20 protein-coding genes are annotated in these 16,689 nt (G+C 70.9%); 4 read left to right on the top strand and 16 right to left on the bottom strand.

Annotated features, from left to right (window positions below; all coding sequences use genetic code 11):
• Positions 1-14: 14 nt before the first annotated feature.
• The 14 genes from MUB56_RS14845 to MUB56_RS14780 all read right to left on the bottom strand — a co-directional run bounded on the left by MUB56_RS14845 (position 15) and on the right by MUB56_RS14780 (position 13,351).
• Positions 15-773 (bottom strand): glucose 1-dehydrogenase, encoded by a 759-nt coding sequence (locus MUB56_RS14845; protein ID WP_244927796.1) that lies wholly within the window; start codon positions 771-773, stop codon positions 15-17.
• Entirely contained in the window at positions 770-1,681 is a 912-nt protein-coding gene (locus MUB56_RS14840) for a 3-oxoacyl-ACP reductase (RefSeq protein WP_244927795.1), read from the bottom strand. Before MUB56_RS14840 ends, MUB56_RS14845 begins: the two co-directional genes overlap by 4 nt.
• A gap of 4 nt (positions 1,682-1,685) precedes the next feature.
• Positions 1,686-1,877 (bottom strand): ferredoxin, encoded by a 192-nt coding sequence (locus MUB56_RS14835; protein ID WP_244927794.1) that lies wholly within the window; start codon positions 1,875-1,877, stop codon positions 1,686-1,688.
• Between the two features lie 9 nt (positions 1,878-1,886).
• Positions 1,887-2,864, bottom strand: coding sequence for an NAD(P)/FAD-dependent oxidoreductase (locus MUB56_RS14830; RefSeq protein WP_244927793.1), 978 nt, complete (start codon positions 2,862-2,864; stop codon positions 1,887-1,889).
• Between the two features lie 165 nt (positions 2,865-3,029).
• Entirely contained in the window at positions 3,030-3,794 is a 765-nt protein-coding gene (locus MUB56_RS14825) for a hypothetical protein (protein ID WP_244927792.1), read from the bottom strand.
• 10 nt (positions 3,795-3,804) lie between these two features.
• On the bottom strand, positions 3,805-4,368 hold the full coding sequence (locus MUB56_RS14820; protein ID WP_244927791.1) for a hypothetical protein: 564 nt from the start codon (positions 4,366-4,368) through the stop codon (positions 3,805-3,807).
• The gene (locus MUB56_RS14815; RefSeq protein ID WP_244927790.1) at positions 4,365-5,636 is read right to left on the bottom strand and encodes an MlaD family protein; all 1,272 of its coding nucleotides are present in this window, start codon (positions 5,634-5,636) and stop codon (positions 4,365-4,367) included. The genes MUB56_RS14820 and MUB56_RS14815 overlap by 4 nt, the downstream gene beginning before the upstream one ends.
• Positions 5,633-7,060: an MCE family protein gene (locus tag MUB56_RS14810; RefSeq protein WP_244927789.1), complete on the bottom strand. Its 1,428-nt coding sequence runs from the start codon at positions 7,058-7,060 to the stop codon at positions 5,633-5,635. The genes MUB56_RS14815 and MUB56_RS14810 overlap by 4 nt, the downstream gene beginning before the upstream one ends.
• Positions 7,057-8,292 carry an MCE family protein gene (locus tag MUB56_RS14805; protein ID WP_244927788.1) on the bottom strand — a complete coding sequence of 412 codons (1,236 nt, stop codon included), beginning with the start codon at positions 8,290-8,292 and terminating at the stop codon, positions 7,057-7,059. Before MUB56_RS14805 ends, MUB56_RS14810 begins: the two co-directional genes overlap by 4 nt.
• Before the next feature lie 3 nt (positions 8,293-8,295).
• On the bottom strand, positions 8,296-9,279 hold the full coding sequence (locus tag MUB56_RS14800) for an MCE family protein (RefSeq protein ID WP_244927787.1): 984 nt from the start codon (positions 9,277-9,279) through the stop codon (positions 8,296-8,298).
• Positions 9,276-10,424 carry an MCE family protein gene (locus MUB56_RS14795; protein WP_244927786.1) on the bottom strand — a complete coding sequence of 383 codons (1,149 nt, stop codon included), beginning with the start codon at positions 10,422-10,424 and terminating at the stop codon, positions 9,276-9,278. The genes MUB56_RS14800 and MUB56_RS14795 overlap by 4 nt, the downstream gene beginning before the upstream one ends.
• Positions 10,421-11,725 (bottom strand): MCE family protein, encoded by a 1,305-nt coding sequence (locus MUB56_RS14790; protein ID WP_244927785.1) that lies wholly within the window; start codon positions 11,723-11,725, stop codon positions 10,421-10,423. The genes MUB56_RS14795 and MUB56_RS14790 overlap by 4 nt, the downstream gene beginning before the upstream one ends.
• Positions 11,725-12,564, bottom strand: coding sequence for an ABC transporter permease (locus MUB56_RS14785; RefSeq protein ID WP_244927784.1), 840 nt, complete (start codon positions 12,562-12,564; stop codon positions 11,725-11,727). Before MUB56_RS14785 ends, MUB56_RS14790 begins: the two co-directional genes overlap by 1 nt.
• A gap of 13 nt (positions 12,565-12,577) precedes the next feature.
• Positions 12,578-13,351: an ABC transporter permease gene (locus MUB56_RS14780; protein WP_244927783.1), complete on the bottom strand. Its 774-nt coding sequence runs from the start codon at positions 13,349-13,351 to the stop codon at positions 12,578-12,580.
• Positions 13,352-13,526: 175 nt separating this feature from the next.
• Here MUB56_RS14780 and MUB56_RS14775 point away from each other — a divergent pair, with 175 nt between their 5' ends.
• Both MUB56_RS14775 and MUB56_RS14770 read left to right on the top strand, forming a co-directional pair.
• On the top strand, positions 13,527-14,072 hold the full coding sequence (locus MUB56_RS14775) for a DUF1707 domain-containing protein (RefSeq protein WP_244927782.1): 546 nt from the start codon (positions 13,527-13,529) through the stop codon (positions 14,070-14,072).
• A complete protein-coding gene (locus MUB56_RS14770) occupies positions 14,069-14,773 on the top strand; it encodes a potassium channel family protein (protein ID WP_244927781.1) in 705 nt (234 codons plus the stop codon). The genes MUB56_RS14775 and MUB56_RS14770 overlap by 4 nt, the downstream gene beginning before the upstream one ends.
• Positions 14,774-14,776: 3 nt before the next feature.
• Here MUB56_RS14770 and MUB56_RS14765 read toward each other — a convergent pair whose 3' ends face one another.
• The gene (locus MUB56_RS14765; RefSeq protein WP_244927780.1) at positions 14,777-14,995 is read right to left on the bottom strand and encodes a hypothetical protein; all 219 of its coding nucleotides are present in this window, start codon (positions 14,993-14,995) and stop codon (positions 14,777-14,779) included.
• Positions 14,992-15,141, bottom strand: coding sequence for a hypothetical protein (locus MUB56_RS14760; protein WP_244927779.1), 150 nt, complete (start codon positions 15,139-15,141; stop codon positions 14,992-14,994). The genes MUB56_RS14765 and MUB56_RS14760 overlap by 4 nt, the downstream gene beginning before the upstream one ends.
• A gap of 191 nt (positions 15,142-15,332) precedes the next feature.
• Here MUB56_RS14760 and MUB56_RS14755 point away from each other — a divergent pair, with 191 nt between their 5' ends.
• Both MUB56_RS14755 and MUB56_RS14750 read left to right on the top strand, forming a co-directional pair.
• Entirely contained in the window at positions 15,333-15,794 is a 462-nt protein-coding gene (locus MUB56_RS14755; protein WP_244927778.1) for a hypothetical protein, read from the top strand.
• Between the two features lie 19 nt (positions 15,795-15,813).
• Entirely contained in the window at positions 15,814-16,665 is an 852-nt protein-coding gene (locus MUB56_RS14750; RefSeq protein WP_244927777.1) for a zeta toxin family protein, read from the top strand.
• Positions 16,666-16,689 lie beyond the last annotated feature (24 nt).

The following is a 16,689-nucleotide window of genomic DNA, read 5'->3' as shown; positions in this document are numbered from 1 at the left end:
AGTAAGCATCTGTCTCATCCGCCGAAGGCGTGGGTCGCGGTGACCCCGCCGTCGATGGCGATCTCCGCGCCGTTGATGTACGACGACTCGTCGCTGCCCAGGAAGACGTAGAGCGGCGCGACGTCCTCGGGATGACCGACCCGGCGCAGCGGCACCTTCGATGCGCCGTACTCCATCGCGGCGTCGCCGCCGTGCACCCGCGTCATCGGGGTGTCGATCATGCCGGGGTGGACGGAGTTCACCCGGATGTTGTGCTTGCCGAGCTCGTGGGCGGCGCCCTTGGTCATCCCGCGGACCGCGAACTTGGTCGCGCCGTAGGCGACCGTGCCGGCCATCCCGCCGAGCCCCTCGGTGGAGGAGGCGTTGATGATCGAGCCGCCGCCGTTCTTGCGCATCGTCCGGGCGACCGACTTCATGCCGAGGAACGGGCCGAGCTGGTTGACCCGGAAGAGCAGCTCGAGGTCGGCGAGGTCCTGCCGCTCGATCTCTCCGAACCGCAGCACGCCGGCGTTGTTGGCCAGGATGCTCACCGGCCCGAACCGGGCGTTGGTGTCCTCGACCAGGGACACCCAGGACGCCTCGTCGCTCACGTCGTGGGCCGTGAAGTGCGCACCGGGACCCAGCTCGTCGGCGAGCGCCTGGCCCTCGTCCTTGGCCACGTCGGCGATGGCGACCTTCGCGCCCTCGGCGACGTAGGCGCGCGCGATCGCGGCGCCCTGCCCCATGGCGGCGCCGGTGACGATGGCGACCTTGCCGGCCAGCCGGCCGGTCATGCCCCGCCCCGAGCCTGGAGCTTCATGATCGAGTCGGCGGCGAAGCCCCGCATCGGGTCCCGGCCCTCGAAGTAGGAGCCGACCTGCTTGTCGAGGTCGTCGAGGTCCCACACGGACCCCGAGGAGTCGAAGCGCTGCTCGAGGGTGGGCGGGGCGATCAGCGCGACCATGCCGCCGTACACGACGAAGACCTGGCCGGTGATGTTCGCGGCGGCGGGTGAGCTGAGGTAGGCCACCAGCGGCGCGACGTGGTCGGCCGAGTACGGGTCGACCTGCTCGCCGGAGGTGTCCTCGCCGAAGACCTGCGCGGTCATGGCGGTCCGGGCCCGGGGGCAGATCGCGTTGGCCCGGACGCCACTGCTCGCCATCGCACGAGCCGTCGAGACGGTCAGGGCGGCGATGCCGGCCTTGGCGGCGCCGTAGTTGGCCTGTCCGGGAGGGCCGCTGAGGAACGCCTCGGAGGCGGTGTTGACAACGCTCGCGCCGACCGGGGCACCGGTCTCCTTCGCCTTCGCCCGCCAGTACGCCGAGGCGTTGCGGGTGAGCAGGAAGTGGCCGCGGAGGTGGACGTGCATGATCGCGTCCCACTCCTCGTCGGACAGGTTGAACAGCATCCGGTCGCGGGTCATGCCGGCGTTGTTCACGACGATGTCGAGCCCGCCGTACCCGTCGACCGCGGCCGCGACCATCGCGTCGGCCGTGGCCCGCTCGCCGACGTCGCCAGCGACCACCGTCGCCTCGCCGCCGCGCGAGCGGATCTCCTCGGCTGCCTCGTCGGCACCGCCGGGCAGGTCGTTGAGGACCACCCGGGCCCCGGCGTCCGCCAGCGCGAGCGCCTCGGCTCGGCCCAGGCCCGCGCCGGAGCCGGTGACGACGGCGACCTTCCCGTCCAGGTTCGTGCTGCTCACAGATTCAGTCCTTCAGCGAGATAGCGGCGCGCGGGCAGGCCGCCACGGCGCGCTTGACGTTGTCGATGTTCTCCGGCGTGGTCTCGTCGGTCTTGAGCTGCAGGTAGTCGTCGTCGTCGAGCTCGAAGACCTCCGGTGCCATCGCCTCGCACAGGGCGTTGGACTCGCAGAGGTCGAAGTCCACCTTGATCTTCATGGCGGTCTGTCACGTCCCTTCACTGGAGTGGCCTGGGAACACGTGGGCGCTCGGGTCGATCGCCACGGTCGCGTTGTTGACGGCAGTCGCGGCCTCACCGAAGCCGACGGCGATCAGCCGGACCTTGCCGGGGTACTCGGTGATGTCGCCGGCCGCGAAGACCCGCGGCAGGCTGGTGCGCATCGCCGGGTCGACCACGACGTGCCGCTTGTGCACCTTGATCCCCCACTGCTGCAGCGGGCCGAGATCGGCCAGGAAGCCGAGGGCCGCCACCACCGCCTGGGCGGGGTACGTCGTGGTCTCGCCGTCGACGCTCACGTCGACGGACTCGACGGTCGACCCGCCGTTGATCGCTGCGATCTCGGCCCTGGTCACGATTCGCACCGAGGAGTCGCGGACCTGCTGGACCGTGCGCTCGTGGGCCCGGAACGCGTCGCGGCGGTGCACGAGGGTGACCGACCGGGCGATCGGCTCCAGGTGCAGCGCCCAGTCGAAGGCACTGTCGCCGCCGCCGACGATGACGACGTCCTTGCCGGCGTACGGGGCGAAGCTCGGCACGAAGAACTCCAGCCCGCGGCCCAGCCAACCCTCGCCCGCGGGCAGCGGCCGGGGACTGAACTTCCCGATGCCGGCGGTGATCAGCACCGCTGCGGCGTGCACCACGGTGCCGTCGTCGAGGCCGACCGTGACCCCGTCGTCGTGGTGCTCCAGGGTCTGGGCCGTGCGGTCGAGGAGGTAGTCCGGCTTCGCGGTGTTCGCCTGCTCGACCAGGCCCGCGACCAGGTCGCGGCCCTTCACGCTCGGGAAGCCGGCGACATCGAGGATCTGCTTCTCGGGGTACATCGCCGTGACCTGCCCACCGAGCTCCGGCAGCGAGTCCACGAGAGCAACCCGGTGGCCACGGAACCCGGCGTAGTAGGCGGCGAACAGGCCGGTAGGACCAGCGCCGACGATCAGCAGGTCGGTCTCGACAATCTCAGCAGTCACGGGCGCGATCCTGCTCCTTCCTACTGACGACGCCAAGTGGAACGTGTTCTAGTTCGGTGGAAACCTAACCGGCGACCCACCCCTTGTCCAGCAGCAGATCGCCGAGCCGGCGCAAGTTTGCGCCGGGTCGGCACCAAACTTGCGCCGGGTCGGCGGCAGGAGAGGTCACTTGGTCTGCAGGTCGGAGACCAGCCAGCCGCCGTCGGTGTTCACCACGGTCACCAGGGCGCGGTAGGGCGAGTACGTCGTTTCTCCCCCGTCGCGGGTCGTGTACTGGTTGAGGAAGACCAGCGCCTGGACCTCCGAGGTGTTGGCGCGGACCACGCTCTGCGCGACCACCCGGGCGTCGACGTCGACCTTGCCGTCCACGACGCCGGAGCGGACCTCGTCCTTGGTCGTGCGGAACTCCTCGGCGAACGACGGCGTCATCAGCGCGGTCGCCTTCTCCACCTGCTCGTCGTACTCCTGCCATGACGTCTTGACGATCGTCGTCGCCGCCTCGGCCGCCGCAGCGGCCGCGCGCTGGGCGTCCGCCCACGGCAGCAGGATCGGCCGGTCCTCGGGCACCGCGATGGCGCCCGCGACCGGCGGCGCGACGGCGGCGGACGGCTCGTCGTCGGTGACCCCGAGGTAGACCCCCATCGCGAGGGTGACCACGGTGAGCGCGACGATCGCCGCGAGCAGGACCCGGGTGACCCGGCCGCCCGCGAAGAGTCCGGGCGCGCGCTCAGCCGGCTTCGGCTCGTCGGCCCGGTCCTCGGCGACCAGCCCCTCGTCGACCTGGCTCCCGTCCGGCTCCCGGAGGGGTTCGTCGAGCGATTCGTCGAGCGGCTCGGACGCAGGCGGAACGGGATCCGTGCCGCTCCTCCCCGCGAGCTTGCGCGGGCGGGAGGCGGGCGTGCGGGACGTCCCGCGGGGTCGGTCGGTCATCTGGTCCCCCTCACGGCACGAACTGCAGATCGCGGGTCAGCCAGGCGCCGTCCTCCAGGACGAGCTCGAGCTGCACCCGGTAGTTGCGCGCCGTCGGCTCCCCCTTGGTCGCCTTGTTGGCAACCGTCCCCGACGCCGCCACGGCCACCGTGGCGGAGTCGGCGTCGGCGGCCACGACGCCGGTCCACACGACCTCGCTCTCCTGGATCGACTCCTGCTTCTTCATCAGCTCCAGCAGCCCCTCGGTCGCCTTCTCGTACTGCTCACGGAACTCGCCCGTCGCCCCGCTCAGCACGGCCGCCACGGACTTCTCCTCGTCGTAGCGCACGTTGAGCAGCGCCTCCACCTCGGCGCTCGCGGACTCGACGACCGCGGCGAGGCGCTGCTGCTCCTCGTCGTCGGACTCCTCGAGCGCGACGGCCTGCACGGCGCCGTCGGCGGGTAGCGAGGACGGCGCCGGGTCGTCGCGCACCCGGTCCACGACCGACACGCCCACGACCACCACCGCCACACCCGCGACGAGGGCGAGCACGTAGAGCAGCAGGTTCAGCCGGACCCGGCGCGACTCGCTCACTTGCTGGCCACCGGGCCTACCAGGAGCCACTTCCACGAGTCCCCTCCCAGGATCGACAGATTGCCCGGGTCGACGTAGCGCACCGGGTCGCCGTCGCTGTCGACGGCACCCTCCAGCACACCCGAGACCGGGTCGTACGACGTACGGTACGCGCGGCCGGACGACGCGTTGCCGTCCCGCGCGCCGGGCACGTGGTTGGCGCCGCGAGCGGCGTACGGGAGCCCACTCTCGCAGCGGGCCGGGAAGATCGGACCGTCCTTGAGGTCCTGCGTGCCGCGCCAGTCGTTCGGCGGCACGTAGCCCTCGGTGCAGGGCGGCTGGCTGTAGTCGAGCTGCAGGTTGACGTGGCCGTAGCCGTCGCCGGGGGTGCCGGTGAAGCCCGACGAGATCACCCGCGGGTAGGTGACGAGCAGCTGCTCGACCCCGGCGAGGTGGGAGACCACGACCTGGTTGACGCTGACCGCGTTGCCGAGCAGCACCGGCAGCGTCGGCTCGAGGTCGCGCAGCAGCCGGCGTACCTCCCGGGCCGTGCCCGGCGTGCCGTCGAGGGTGGCGCGCAGGTCCCGGTCGCTCTCCCGCAGCGCCTGGGTGATCAGCTTCAGGTCCCGCGAGAAGCCGCGGATGTTCTCGCCCTCGTCCTGCTGGGTGTCGAGCACGGTGAGCCCGCTCTCCAGCAGCGCGACCGTCTCGTCGGTGTGCGCCGCCGCCTCGCCGACGAAGAGGCGGCCGTTGTCGATCAGTCGCTGCAGCGGGACGCCGGTGTCGTCGAACATCGTGCCGAGCTCCTCCACGACGACCTGGAGGTTCTCCTTGTCCACCGACCCGACGAACTGGTCGACCTCGACCAGCAGCTCGGCCTCGTCGACCGGCAGGGAGGCCTCGGAGCCGTGCAGGGTCGCGCCGTCCTGGGCGTACGGGCCGTCGTCGTCGGGCGGCTCGAAGTCGAGGTACTGCTCCCCCACCGCGGAGAGGTTGTGCACGAACATCGAGGAGTCCATCGGCAGCCGGGTGCCGTCCTCCAGCGCCAGGTCGAGGCGGACGCCGTCCCGGGTCGCGTGCATGGCGCGGACCTTGCCGACCTTGACGCCGCGGTAGGTGACCTCGCTGCCCTCGAACAGGCCTCCGGAGGCGGGCAGGGTCGCGTGCACCGTCAGGCCGCGGCCGAGCAGCCGGTCGACGAACCCGAGGTAGGTCGCGGTGATGTAGACGATGCCGACCGCGCTCAGGACCAGGAACGCCGCGATCCGGATCCGGTTGCCCCGCGTCATCGCGCACCTCCCAGCAGCGCCGAGAGCGACGGCTCGTCGGAGGGGCGTTCGGCGTCGCCGCCGAGCACCATCGACGACTGCAGCCGCGCGAGCCCCGAGAGTCCGGGGATCCCGGGGATCGAGGGCAGGTCGATCCCCGAGCTGTCGACGCCGGGCAGACCGGGCATGCCGAGCAGCTCCAGGATGTTGTCGAGCAGCTGGACGACGCCCTCCAGGTCGGGGTTCGGCGGGAGCAGGTTGACGACGACGCACACGGGGCGGTCGTCGTACGCCGGCTTCCGGCAGTCGCGGAGCAGCTTGCCGAGCAGGTCGAGGTCGTCGAGGACCTTCGCGCACTCGGCGCTCCCGAGGCTGCCGCTCTGGATGCAGCGGAGCACGTCGTCGATGACCTCGCCCGGGTCCGGGACGTCGATCGGGGGCAGCAGGCCACCGTCGGGCAGCACGTTCTCGAGGTTGATGTCGAGGCGGATCGAGGTGTTCGCGTAGTCGCCCCGGACGATCTCGGAGGCCTCCTTCGGGAACGGGAAGCTGACCAGCAGGTTCAGGCCCGGCGCGAGCGCGTCGCCCGCCTCGCTGATCCGGGCCAGCACCGGCTGCAGGTGGCGCAGCGAGTCGAGCAGGTCGTCCTTGCTCCGCCCGATCACTCGGGCCCCCACCTCGCCGAGCTCGTCGAGGGCGCTGAGCATGCCGACGAGCTCCTCGTGCTGGGCCGCGAGCACCTGCACCGCCGGACCCGCGACGTCGAGGGCGCCGGTGATCGTCCTGCGCTCCTGGTTCAGGGTGCGGGTCAGGCCGTTGATCGACTCCAGCGCCCGGACGATGTCGAGCTTCTGCGCGTCGAGGGTGCTGACGACGCCCTCCAGGTTGCCGAGCAGGTTGCGCATCCGGTCAGTGCGCCCGCTCATCACCTCGTTGAGCTCGGAGGTGATGGTGCCGAGCTGGGCCACGCCGCCGCCGGAGAGCAGGAAGGACAGTGCGCCGAGCACCTCCTCGACCTCCGGGTTGCGGCCGGTCGCGGCGAGCTCGATGGTGTCGCCCTCACCGAGCCGCCCGGTGGCCGGCCTTCCGGTCGGGGCCTCCAGGGAGACGTACTTCTCGCCGAGCAGGCTGGCCTGGCGGATGTCAGCGAGGGCGTTGTCGGGCAGCTCGACGTCGTCGCGCACGCGCATCTTGATCCGCGCGTGCCAGCCCACCCGCTCGACGTCGGTGACCTCGCCGACGGTCACGTCGTCGACCATCACCGGCGAGCGCGGCACCACGTTGAGGATGTCCTCGAAGTCGGCGGTGATCTCGAACGAGCTGTCGTCGTCGACCGGCGACCCGGGCAAGGGCAGGTCGTAGGCACCGTCGAAGTCGCAGCCCGACAGCACCAGCGCGGCGGTGGCCGCGACTGCGGTGAGCCGGCGCAGGCCCCGGGCGGTCACGGTGTTCCCCCCAGCAGGCCGGCGAGCGTCGGGTCCTCGACGCTGAGGTAGCGGCTCTGGTCGAGCGCGGGCTCGGCGGACCGGCCGGCCCGCTTGCCCTGCTTGTCCCCGCTCCCCGACGGCGCCGCGTCGCGACCGGCCGGCCCCGGCGGGAGGAACGGCAGGTTGCCGGTCGCCGGCTCGAGGAGCTGCTCGAAGAGCCCGCAGGCGGCGTCCTTGAGCCGGCGCGCCAGCTGGGACTGCTGGACGACCGCGCACAGCAGACCGTCCGCGTCCCAGACGTTGCCGCCGACGCCGATCCGGGAGCCGATGGAGCCGCTCTTGCTGTTGTAGGCGATGGTCAGGTTGCCGATCGCGACCGGCGCGACCCGCAGCGCGGTGTCGATGCTGTCCCGTTCCGAGTTGATCGTCTTCAGCACCCGGGTGAGCTGCTCGACGTCGCCGACCAGCGCGGCGCGGTTGTCCTTGACGAACGACTCGACGGTGCCCACGGCCCGGGCGACCGAGGCGAGCGCGGCCTGCAGCTCGGTCCGCTCGGTCACCAGCGACGAGGAGACTCCGGCGAGGTCCCGCATGAACGCCCGCACCAGCTCGTCGTTCTCGGCGAGCGTCCCGGTGAAGGTGGCGAGCTCGGTGACCGTGTCGAACAGCGGCCCCGCTCCCTTCCCGAAGGTCTCGGCCGCCAGGGACAGCTCGCGGATCATCTGGTTGCCGGCCGCGCCCTGGCCCCCCAGCCCCTGCGCACCCGCGCGGAGCAGGTTGTCCAGGGTGCCGTCGGCGTTGACGCCGTTGGGTCCGAGGGCGTGGGTGAGGTCGCGCAGGCCGGCGTAGATCCGGTCCAGCTCGACGGGCACGCCGGTGTCGGGCAGTGCGATCTCGGCACCGTCCGCGAGCACGTGGTCGCCGTCGGTGTACGCCGGGGTCAGCTGCACGAACCGGTCCGCCACCAGCGTGGGCGTCACGATCGCGGCCTTCGCGTCGGCGGGGACGTCGACGGCGGCGTCGTACTCCATCTCGACGCGCACCGAGTTGCCCGCGGGCACGACCGCGGTGACCCGCCCGACGTTGACGCCGAGGATCCGGACGTCGGTGCCCTCGTAGACGCTGACCGCGCGCGGGAAGTGCGCGGTGACCTTCTTCAGCTCGGCCGGCTGCCGGACCGTGAAGAAGGTGGCGGCGAGCAGCAGCACGGCCACCGCCGCGATCACTGCTCGGGTGTTGATCCGTGCCATGGGTCAGTCCTCCAGCGGCCCGGGCAGGAACTCGCCCGTGGGGATCGCGAGCAGGTTCGAGGCGTAGGCGTCGAACCACGGCCCGGTGCCGATGATGTTGCTCAGGATGTCGACGTACGGTCCGAGCGCGTTCAGCGTCGCCTTCAGGTCCTTCTCCTTGTCGACCAGCAGGCCCAGCAGGTCGTCCACCTCGGCGAGCGCCGGCGCGAGCTGCTTCTGGTTGTCCCTCGCCAGCCCCCGCAGCTCGTCGGCGAGGCTGCGGGCGTTGACGAGCAGCCGGTGCACCGCGTCCTTGCGCTTCTCGACCTCGCGGAAGACCAGGCCCGCGTCCTTCATCAGGTCGACGACGTCGTCGCTGCGGGCGGCGAGCACCTTGCTCACCTCGCGGGAGCTGAGCAGCAGCGCCTGGACCTGCTCGTCGCGCGAGGCCACGGTCCGGGAGAGCCGCGTGATGCCGTCGAGGCTCGCCGCGATCTCGGGGCCGGCCGCGTCGACGGTGTCGGCGACGACGTCGAGCGCCTCGGAGAGCTGCGCGGTGTCGATCCGCTCCGTGGTGGTCGTCAGGTCGCCGAAGGCCGCCACGATGTCGTACGCCGAGCTGGTCCGCTCGACCGGGATGGTGTCCTCCGGGTCGAGGTCACCCTTGCCGGCCGGCGTGAGCTCGAGGTACTTCTCACCGAGCAGGCTGAGCACCTCCACCGACGCCTGGCTCTCGGGTCCGAGCTCGACACCGTTGTCGACCTCGAACTTCACCCGGACCCGGTCCTGCTCGAGCGTGAGGTCCTGGACCCGGCCCACGCGGATGCCGCCGACCTGGACCATGTTGCCCTTGCGCAGGCCGCTGGCGTCGGCGAACTCCGCGGTGTACGACGTGCCGCCGAACCCGGGGAACTTGGACAGGTTGAAGGCCGCGGCCATCACCACGAGCATCACCACGACGGTGATCGCGCCCAGGCGGAGGATCTGGGAGTCGGTGTAGCGACTCATTCGCTCGCCCCCTCTGCGGCGCCGTTGCAGCGCGGCGCGGACGAGTGGAAGTCCAGCTTGTTCAGCGCGGCCTGGATGTCCCTCAACCCCGGCACGTCGCTCACGACGGGGAGGGTGATCTTCCCGGAGAAGCCGCAGACGTAGTAGTTGTACCAAGAGCCGTAGGTGCCGGTCCGGGTCTGGTCGGTCATCGACTCCGGCAGCCGGTCGAGGAGCTCGACGAGGCTGGCGCGGTTCTTCTTCTCGTTGAGCAACGCGGCCAGCTTGCGCAGCTCGGCGATGTCGGCCTTCAGCACCGGACGGCCCTCACGGAGCAGGTCGGCCACGACGACCGTCAGGTCGGAGACGTTCTCCAGCGACGAGCCGATCGTGTCGCGGTCCCGGGCGAGATCGGCCATCCAGCCCTTCAGCTCCACGATCAGCTGGCTGAGCTGCTGGTGGCGCTCGTCGACGGTCGCGAGGGTCTGGCCGAGGTTGTCGACCACCTCGCCGACCAGCTGGTCGCGGTCGGCCAGGGTGGTGGTCAGCGACGCGGTCTTGGCGAGCAGTCCCTGCACCGTGCCGCCCTCCCCCTGGAGCACCTGGACGAGATTGAGGCTCAGGTCGTTGACCTGCTTCGGGCTGAGGGCCTGGAAGAGCGGCTGGAAGCCGTTGAACAGCACGGTCAGGTCGAGGGCGGGCGTGGTCTGCGCGACCGGGATCCGGCCGTCCGCCTTCAGCGGTCGGGCGGCGCCGGCCGCCTCTGCCGTCCCCTCCTCCAGCGCGAGGTAGCGGTCGCCGACCAGGTTGAGGAAGCGGATCTCCGCCCGGGACGCGGTCGTGAGCGGGACGTCCGACTTCACCCGGAAGGTCACCAGGGCTCCCGTGCGCTCGTGGTGCTCGACGTCCTTGACCTCGCCGACGCTCACGCCCGCGACGCGGACGTCGTCGCCCTTCTGCAGCATCGAGGCGCTGGTGAACACCGCCTGGTACTCCGTGCCGGCGCCGAACCCGACGTTGCCCATGATCGCGGCCAGCAGGCCGGTGACCAGGACCGAGACCACGGTGAAGATCGCGAGCTTGATGCCGGCAGCGATGGTGACCGCGTTGCGCCGGTGGCGCAGCCGAGCCGCGTGCGCCGCCGCCTTCTCGGGCTCCGTGCTCACGAGTCGTCACCGCCCCGGACGACCGGACCGTAGAGCAGCGAGCCGAGGGAGCCGTAGGTGTCGGCCGGCCGGCCGCTGCGCTCGGCCAGGAGCGCGTTGAGGATGGCCTGCTCGCCCTCGCTCCCGGCGTTCCCGCTGGACGTGGTGGCCGCCCGCCCGGGGCTCGGCAGGACGCCGGTCGGCGGGTTGTCGTCGAGATCCGTGCCGTCCTTGAAGGAGTTCGGCGCGATGGGGACCTGGGGGTCCGGCAGCCCGGCGCACCAGGGCCCGTGACCGACCTCGCCGTACTCCGGCAGGTCGCGCTCGTCGTAGCTGCGGTACTGCGGGGTCAGCAGCTCGACGTACTGCTTGACCTGGTTGCCCGCGAACGTCTCCGCGAGTCTCGGCGCGTAGCGGGCCGCGCCCTGGAGCAGGCACGGGAACTCCGAGGAGTACGTCGCGAGCAGCTTCAGCACCGGCTCGGTCACCTCACCGATGCGGATCAGGTTGGCCTCGTTGTCCCGCAGGACCCTGGTGGAGGTGGTCGCCAGGCCCTGGACGTCGGTGAAGAAGACGTCGAGCTCCTCCTGCTTCTCGACCACGGTCTTACTGGTGACGGTCAGGTTGCCGAGCACGTCGACGAGATCGGGAGCGGCGAGCTGGTAGGTGTCGGCGACGTCGGCGAGCTTGACCAGGTCCCGGCGCAGCGTCGGCAGGTGCGGCCGGATCGTCGTGAGGTAGCCGTCGAGCTCGTCGATCGTCTGTCCCAGCTGGGCGCCGCGCCCGCCGAGCGCGGTCGCGAGCGCGTTCAGGGTCGCGTTGAGATCGGCGGGACGGACCGAGCGCAGCAGCGGGAACAGGTCGGCGAGGATCCGGCTGAGCTCGACGTTGGTCTCGACGCGGTCCGAGGGGATGACGGCACCGTCCGCGATCGGCTCGCTGGTCGGGTCCTCGGGCCGGACGAAGGCGATGAACTTCTGCCCGAACAGGGTCGTCGGGAGGATCTCGACCCGCACGTTGGCGGGGATCCGCTCGGCCTCCTCAGGGTCGAGGGCGACCCGGATGGAGGCCTCCTCGCCGTCCTGGGCCACCTCGCGGACCTGGCCGACGAGCACGCCGTTGATCCGCACGTCGCCGAACTTCGCCAGCTGCAGACCCGCCCGATCGGCCTTGATGGTGACCATCGTGACCGAGTCGAAGGTCTTGTTGTAGATCGCGATCGACAGGCCGGTCAGCCCGAGGATGAGGCCGAGGAAGACGACGCCGGACACCAGCAGCCGGGCGTGCTCCCGGCTGCTGTCGTGGTGGATGTTGACGAGCACTAGCCGGTGATCCTGACCGTGGTCGTCGAGCCCCAGATGGCGAAGCTCAGGAAGAAGTCGGCGACGACGATCGTGACGATGCTGGTGCGGATCGCCTTGCCGACGGCCGTGCCGACCCCCGCCGGGCCGCCACTGGCGGTGTAGCCGTAGTAGCAGTGGATGAGGATCACCGCCGACGCCAGGAACAGCAGCTTGCCGAAGGACCAGAGCATGTCGATCGGCGGCAGGAACTGCAGGAAGTAGTGGTCGTAGGTGCCCGGCGACTGCCCGTAGATGTAGGTGGTGATCAGCCGCGGCGAGAGGTACGACGCGGACAGCGCCACGACGTACAGCGGGATGACGGCGATGAAGGCGGCGATCATCCGGGTCGTCACCAGGAACGGCAGCGACGGGATGCCCATCACCTCCAGGGCGTCGATCTCCTCCGAGATCCGCATCGCCCCCAGCCGGGCGGTGTAGCCGCAGCCGACGGTGGCCGCCAGCGCGATCGCGCTGATGAGCGGGGCGACCTCGCGAGTGTTGAAGTAGGCGGAGATGAACGCGCTGAACTTCGCGACGCCGATCTGGCTGAGCGAGGCGTAGCCCTGGATGCCGACCTCGGTGCCGGCGAAGAAGGCCAGGAACGCGATCACGCCGACGGTCCCGCCGATCAGGGTGAGGCCCCCCGCGCCGAAGGTGACCTCGGCCAGGGTGTTGCCGATCTCGCGCGGGTAGCGGCGGATCGCACGCGGGGTCCAGGCCAGCGCCTTGACGTAGAACAGCAGCTGGTCGCCGTACTGCTCCAAGGCGTTGCGCCGCCCACGGACGAAGGCGCTCCCGAGCGCCCCGATGCTCGCCATCACCACACCCCCGTCACAGGCCCGGGGGCGGAACGACTTGGAAGTAGATCGCCGTGATCACCGCGTTGATGAAGAAGAGCAGCATGAACGCGACGATCACCGACTCGTTGACCGCACGACCGACCCCGCTCGGACCGCCGCCGGCGTTGAGCCCCTTGTAGGCGCCGACGATCGCCGCCATGCCCCCGAAGATGACGGCCTTGATGATCGCGATGTAGAGGTCGGTCAGGCTCGCCAGCGCGGTGAACGACGAGAGGAAGGCCCCGGCCGAGCCGCCCTGGACGATGACGGTGAAGAAGTAGCCGCCGCCGATGCCGGCCCCGATCACCAGGCCGATGATCATCAGGGCGACGAACATCGTGGCCAGCACGCGGGGTGCGACGAGCCGCTCGAGCGGGTTCACGCCGAGCACCTCCATCGCGTCGATCTCCTCGCGGATCTTGCGCGCGCCCAGGTCGGAGCAGATGGCCGATCCGGCGGCGCCGGCGATGATCAGCGCGGCGGCGATCGGGGCGGCCTCGCGGACCACCGCGAGCACCGCGGTCGCGCCGGCGAACGACTGGGCGCCGAGCTGGCCGGTGAGGTTCCCGACCTGGAGCGAGATGACGGCGCCGAACGGGATCGAGACCAGGATCGTCGGCATCAGGGTCACGCTCGTGATGAACCAGGCCTGCTCGACGAACTCCCGGAACTGGAACGGACGGGTGAAGATCACCTTCACGACCTCGACCACCATGGCGGCGATCTCCCCGGGCCCACGGATCACCGAGACCACGCTGATCGCCATCGGTCCCTCCCCATCGTCGCCGAACGGCCCGGGCCGCAGTAGAACGTGTTCTCGTTCCGGGCAGCGACCGCTCACTACCCTCAACACCCTCGACTCACTCCTCGAGTGGCGTGAGTCACATTGACCGTCGAGGCCGAGTTCGCGAGACGGTGCCCGATGCGGAACGATGCGCTCCGTGGACAGCTCCGCCTTCTGGGCCTCGTTCCCGCACGACCCGCGGGATCCGACGCACGCCTCGCTGCGCGCGTCCGACCACGACCGCGACCTGGTCCACCAGGTGCTCGCCGAGGGGTACGCCGAGGGCCGCCTCGACCGCGAGGAGCACGACGAGCGCAGCGCGGCCGTGTCCGCAGCGCGGACGCTCGGCGACCTCCCCCCGCTCGTCGCCGATCTGGTGCCGGCCCTGCCGGCGCGGCGCGACGCCGGCACCGAGCTGGCGCTCGCCACCCCCGCCGAGCTGCGCCGCCGCGGCGAGGACGCGTGGCGCAAGGACGTGCGGGAGGCGGTGGGCACCTTCCTCCTCCCCAGCCTGATCTGCTGGATCATCTGGATGCTGACCATGGGCCCGACCGGGCACCCGTGGCCCCTCTGGGTGATGCTCGGCACCGGCATCAACCTCGTCCAGACCACCGCCCGGCGGCAGGCCATCGTCGGGGAGCACGTGCGCAGGCTGGAGAAGAAGCAGGCGCGCGAGCTGCGCAGGCGCGAGCTGGGATCGTGAACGCGCCCGACCCGCAGGCCGACCCGCACGCCGACCGGCACCGCGTCCGCCTGATCCTGGGCAAGCACCCTTCGGCCGTGCTGCTCGGCGCGCAGCTGGTCGGCGTGCTCGCCTACCCCTACCTGGAGGGGTCGCGGACCGGCATCGCCGTCTTCGGCGTGCTGCAGCTGGCGATCGTGGCGACCGCGCTCTGGGCGGTGCGGCGTACCCCTGTCCTGTCCTGGGTGGCGCTCGGACTCGGCGTCCCCGGCATGATCTTCACGGTCCTGGAGGCCATCTCCCCGGACAGCGACTGGATCGTGCTCACCTCGGCGCTGCTGCACGCGCCGTTCTACTTCTACATCTCCTACGGGATGATCCGGTACCTCTTCCACGACGACCGGGTCACCCGCGACGAGCTGTTCGCGACGGGGGCGGCGTTCACCGTCGTGGCCTGGGGCTTCGCCTACGTCTTCGTCGCCGCCCAGGTCGTCTGGCCCGGGTCGTTCATCGGCGCCGGCGGGGCGAACGAGCGGGACTGGTTCGAGCTGCTCTACCTGTCGTTCTCCACCCTCACCAGCGTGGGCCTGTCCGACGTGGTCCCCGTGGAGCCGCACGCCCGGTCGCTGGTGATGGTCGAGATGGTCGCCGGCGTCCTGTACGTCGCTCTCGTGGTCGCCCGCCTCGTCGGACTCACGGTCAGCCGGGCCATCCCGCGCTGAGGGTCAGCCCTCCCACCCCGCCGGACGCAGCTTCTTCGGCAGCTTGCCGACCACCAGGCGGTACGACTCGTCGACCGCCTCGAGCAGCTCGTCGTCGGGGATCGTCGCGCCGAAGGCGAGGTCGTTCCAGCCGGAGCGGCCGATGTAGGCCATCACGGTCGCCTCGCCGGGGTAGCGGTGCAGCCACTCGTCCGCGACCTCGCGGGTCGGACCGCTCTTCACCCCGACCTGGCGGCGCCCAGGAACGCGAAGATCTTGCCGCGCTCCGCCGGGCCGACCTTGACCACCGGGTGCTCGTGGTCCCACGGGTTGTCCGCCCAGGCGCCCGGCTTGGCCAGGCAGTGGGACAGCATCGTCTCGACGTCCATGGACCGACGGTAGTCGTCGGCCATCTGACCCGGGGACTGGTCTTCCACCCGAGGCAACCGCGTCCCCCGTCAAACACCGACAACGTCGTCGCTTCCCCGTTGTCGCCTGGAGGTCGGTATCCGTCCGCGCTCCGATACGTCCCGTATCACGATCGTGATACGCTCCGAATCAACGGAAGGGGTCGACTGTCGTGAGTGTCCTGGACCGCATCGCCACGGACAAGGCCGCCATCGCGCAGCGCGCTCGCGTGCGTCACGCCTGGGAGCGGCTGAACCGCATCGACGAGATCCGTGACGTCGCGATCCTCGCTCGCCAGGGCCTCAAGCAGCGTGAGATCGCCGAGCAGCTCGGCACGACCCAGCCGCGAGTCCACCGGATCCAGAAACTGCTCGCTCTGCGCGGGCAGAGCGTCGAGGAGACCCCCGAGGAGATCATCCTCCGGGCCTTCGTTGCCCCCGATGGGGTTCCCGGCGGCGTCCGCCGCGAACTGATCGAGCGGCTGAAAGCGTTGGACTACACCTTCGGCGAGACCGATCCCACCGGCGGCGACGGCTACGTTGCCGGGACCTGGGACGACGTCCGGCGCGCACGGGCGAAGGGCCTCCTCGCAGACGAGGAGTACGCCGAGGTCCGGTCCGCTGTCCACGGCTGAGCCCGGCGGCTCGGGTTCAGTGGACAAGGTCCTGCGCGATCAGGTCCATTCCGAACTCGAAGCACTCATCGGCCCGGACCCCGCCCTTCGGCTGCCCGCCGACCATCGCGCCCACGACCCACTGTTCACCGACGACCTGCTCGCCGAGGCTGGCGACACCTACCGCGCCTCGAAGTCGCCGCCCGTCCAGGGCGGTTCGATGATGCTGGTGACCGCCGGGCCGCCCGGTGCCGGGAAGAGCCGGTGGGTCGGCGCGAGCGCGACCACGCGCGGCTACCTCGTCATCGACCCCGACGAGATCAAGGACCTCCTCCTGGCCCACGCCCAGAACGAGGGCATGTTCGACGACGCCCACGGCATCACGCTCGCCGACGGCAGGCCGGTCGCCCCGAGGGAGTTGTCGGCGCGCGTCCACGAGCCGGCGAACAGGGTGGCGGCCGACCTCCTCGACCACGCCGTACAACGCCGCGAGAACGTCGTCATCGAGGGCACCCTGTCCTGGCCGCCGCTAGCGCACACCTACGCCGAACTCCTGCTCGAGTGGGAGTACGAGCGTCTCGACATCATCAATGTCGAGACCTCCCCGGCGATCGCCGTCGAGGGAGCCATCTCGCGCTGGTGGTGGGGGCGGCGCACCCACGCCCTCGGTGGGCGCTTCATGGCGCGCGCTGCCGTCGAGGCCTACTTCGACGACCCGGGGGCCCACCCGCCCCGCTCCCGGTGCGCCGCCACCGCCACCGCCCTGTGGGAGCTGACCCGGGAGGATCTCGAGGTCGAGTACCGACGCATCGAACTCACGGCCACTGGCGAGCGGACCTACCGCCAGCACAGTCAGCACGGGACGACCACCGGCGACATCTTCCCGGCCTGAGGCCCCGAGCAGGGCACCTGCCAC

Source organism: Nocardioides sp. W7, assembly GCF_022919075.1.
Taxonomy (GTDB): Bacteria; Actinomycetota; Actinomycetes; order Propionibacteriales; family Nocardioidaceae; genus Nocardioides.
This window is presented reverse-complemented; position numbering and strand designations above follow the sequence as displayed.

Bases quoted from the DNA above. Each gene is read 5' to 3' on its own strand.
- MUB56_RS14835 (WP_244927794.1), bottom strand. From the start codon at position 1,877: ATGAAGATCAAGGTGGACTTCGACCTCTGCGAGTCCAACGCCCTGTGC.
- MUB56_RS14785 (WP_244927784.1), bottom strand. From the start codon at position 12,564: ATGGCGAGCATCGGGGCGCTCGGGAGCGCCTTCGTCCGTGGGCGGCGC.
- MUB56_RS14760 (WP_244927779.1), bottom strand. From the start codon at position 15,141: ATGGACGTCGAGACGATGCTGTCCCACTGCCTGGCCAAGCCGGGCGCC.
- MUB56_RS14815 (WP_244927790.1), bottom strand. From the start codon at position 5,636: ATGACGCGGGGCAACCGGATCCGGATCGCGGCGTTCCTGGTCCTGAGC.
- MUB56_RS14845 (WP_244927796.1), bottom strand. From the start codon at position 773: ATGACCGGCCGGCTGGCCGGCAAGGTCGCCATCGTCACCGGCGCCGCC.
- MUB56_RS14800 (WP_244927787.1), bottom strand. From the start codon at position 9,279: ATGAGTCGCTACACCGACTCCCAGATCCTCCGCCTGGGCGCGATCACC.
- MUB56_RS14825 (WP_244927792.1), bottom strand. From the start codon at position 3,794: ATGACCGACCGACCCCGCGGGACGTCCCGCACGCCCGCCTCCCGCCCG.
- MUB56_RS14805 (WP_244927788.1), bottom strand. From the start codon at position 8,292: ATGGCACGGATCAACACCCGAGCAGTGATCGCGGCGGTGGCCGTGCTG.
- MUB56_RS14780 (WP_244927783.1), bottom strand. From the start codon at position 13,351: ATGGCGATCAGCGTGGTCTCGGTGATCCGTGGGCCCGGGGAGATCGCC.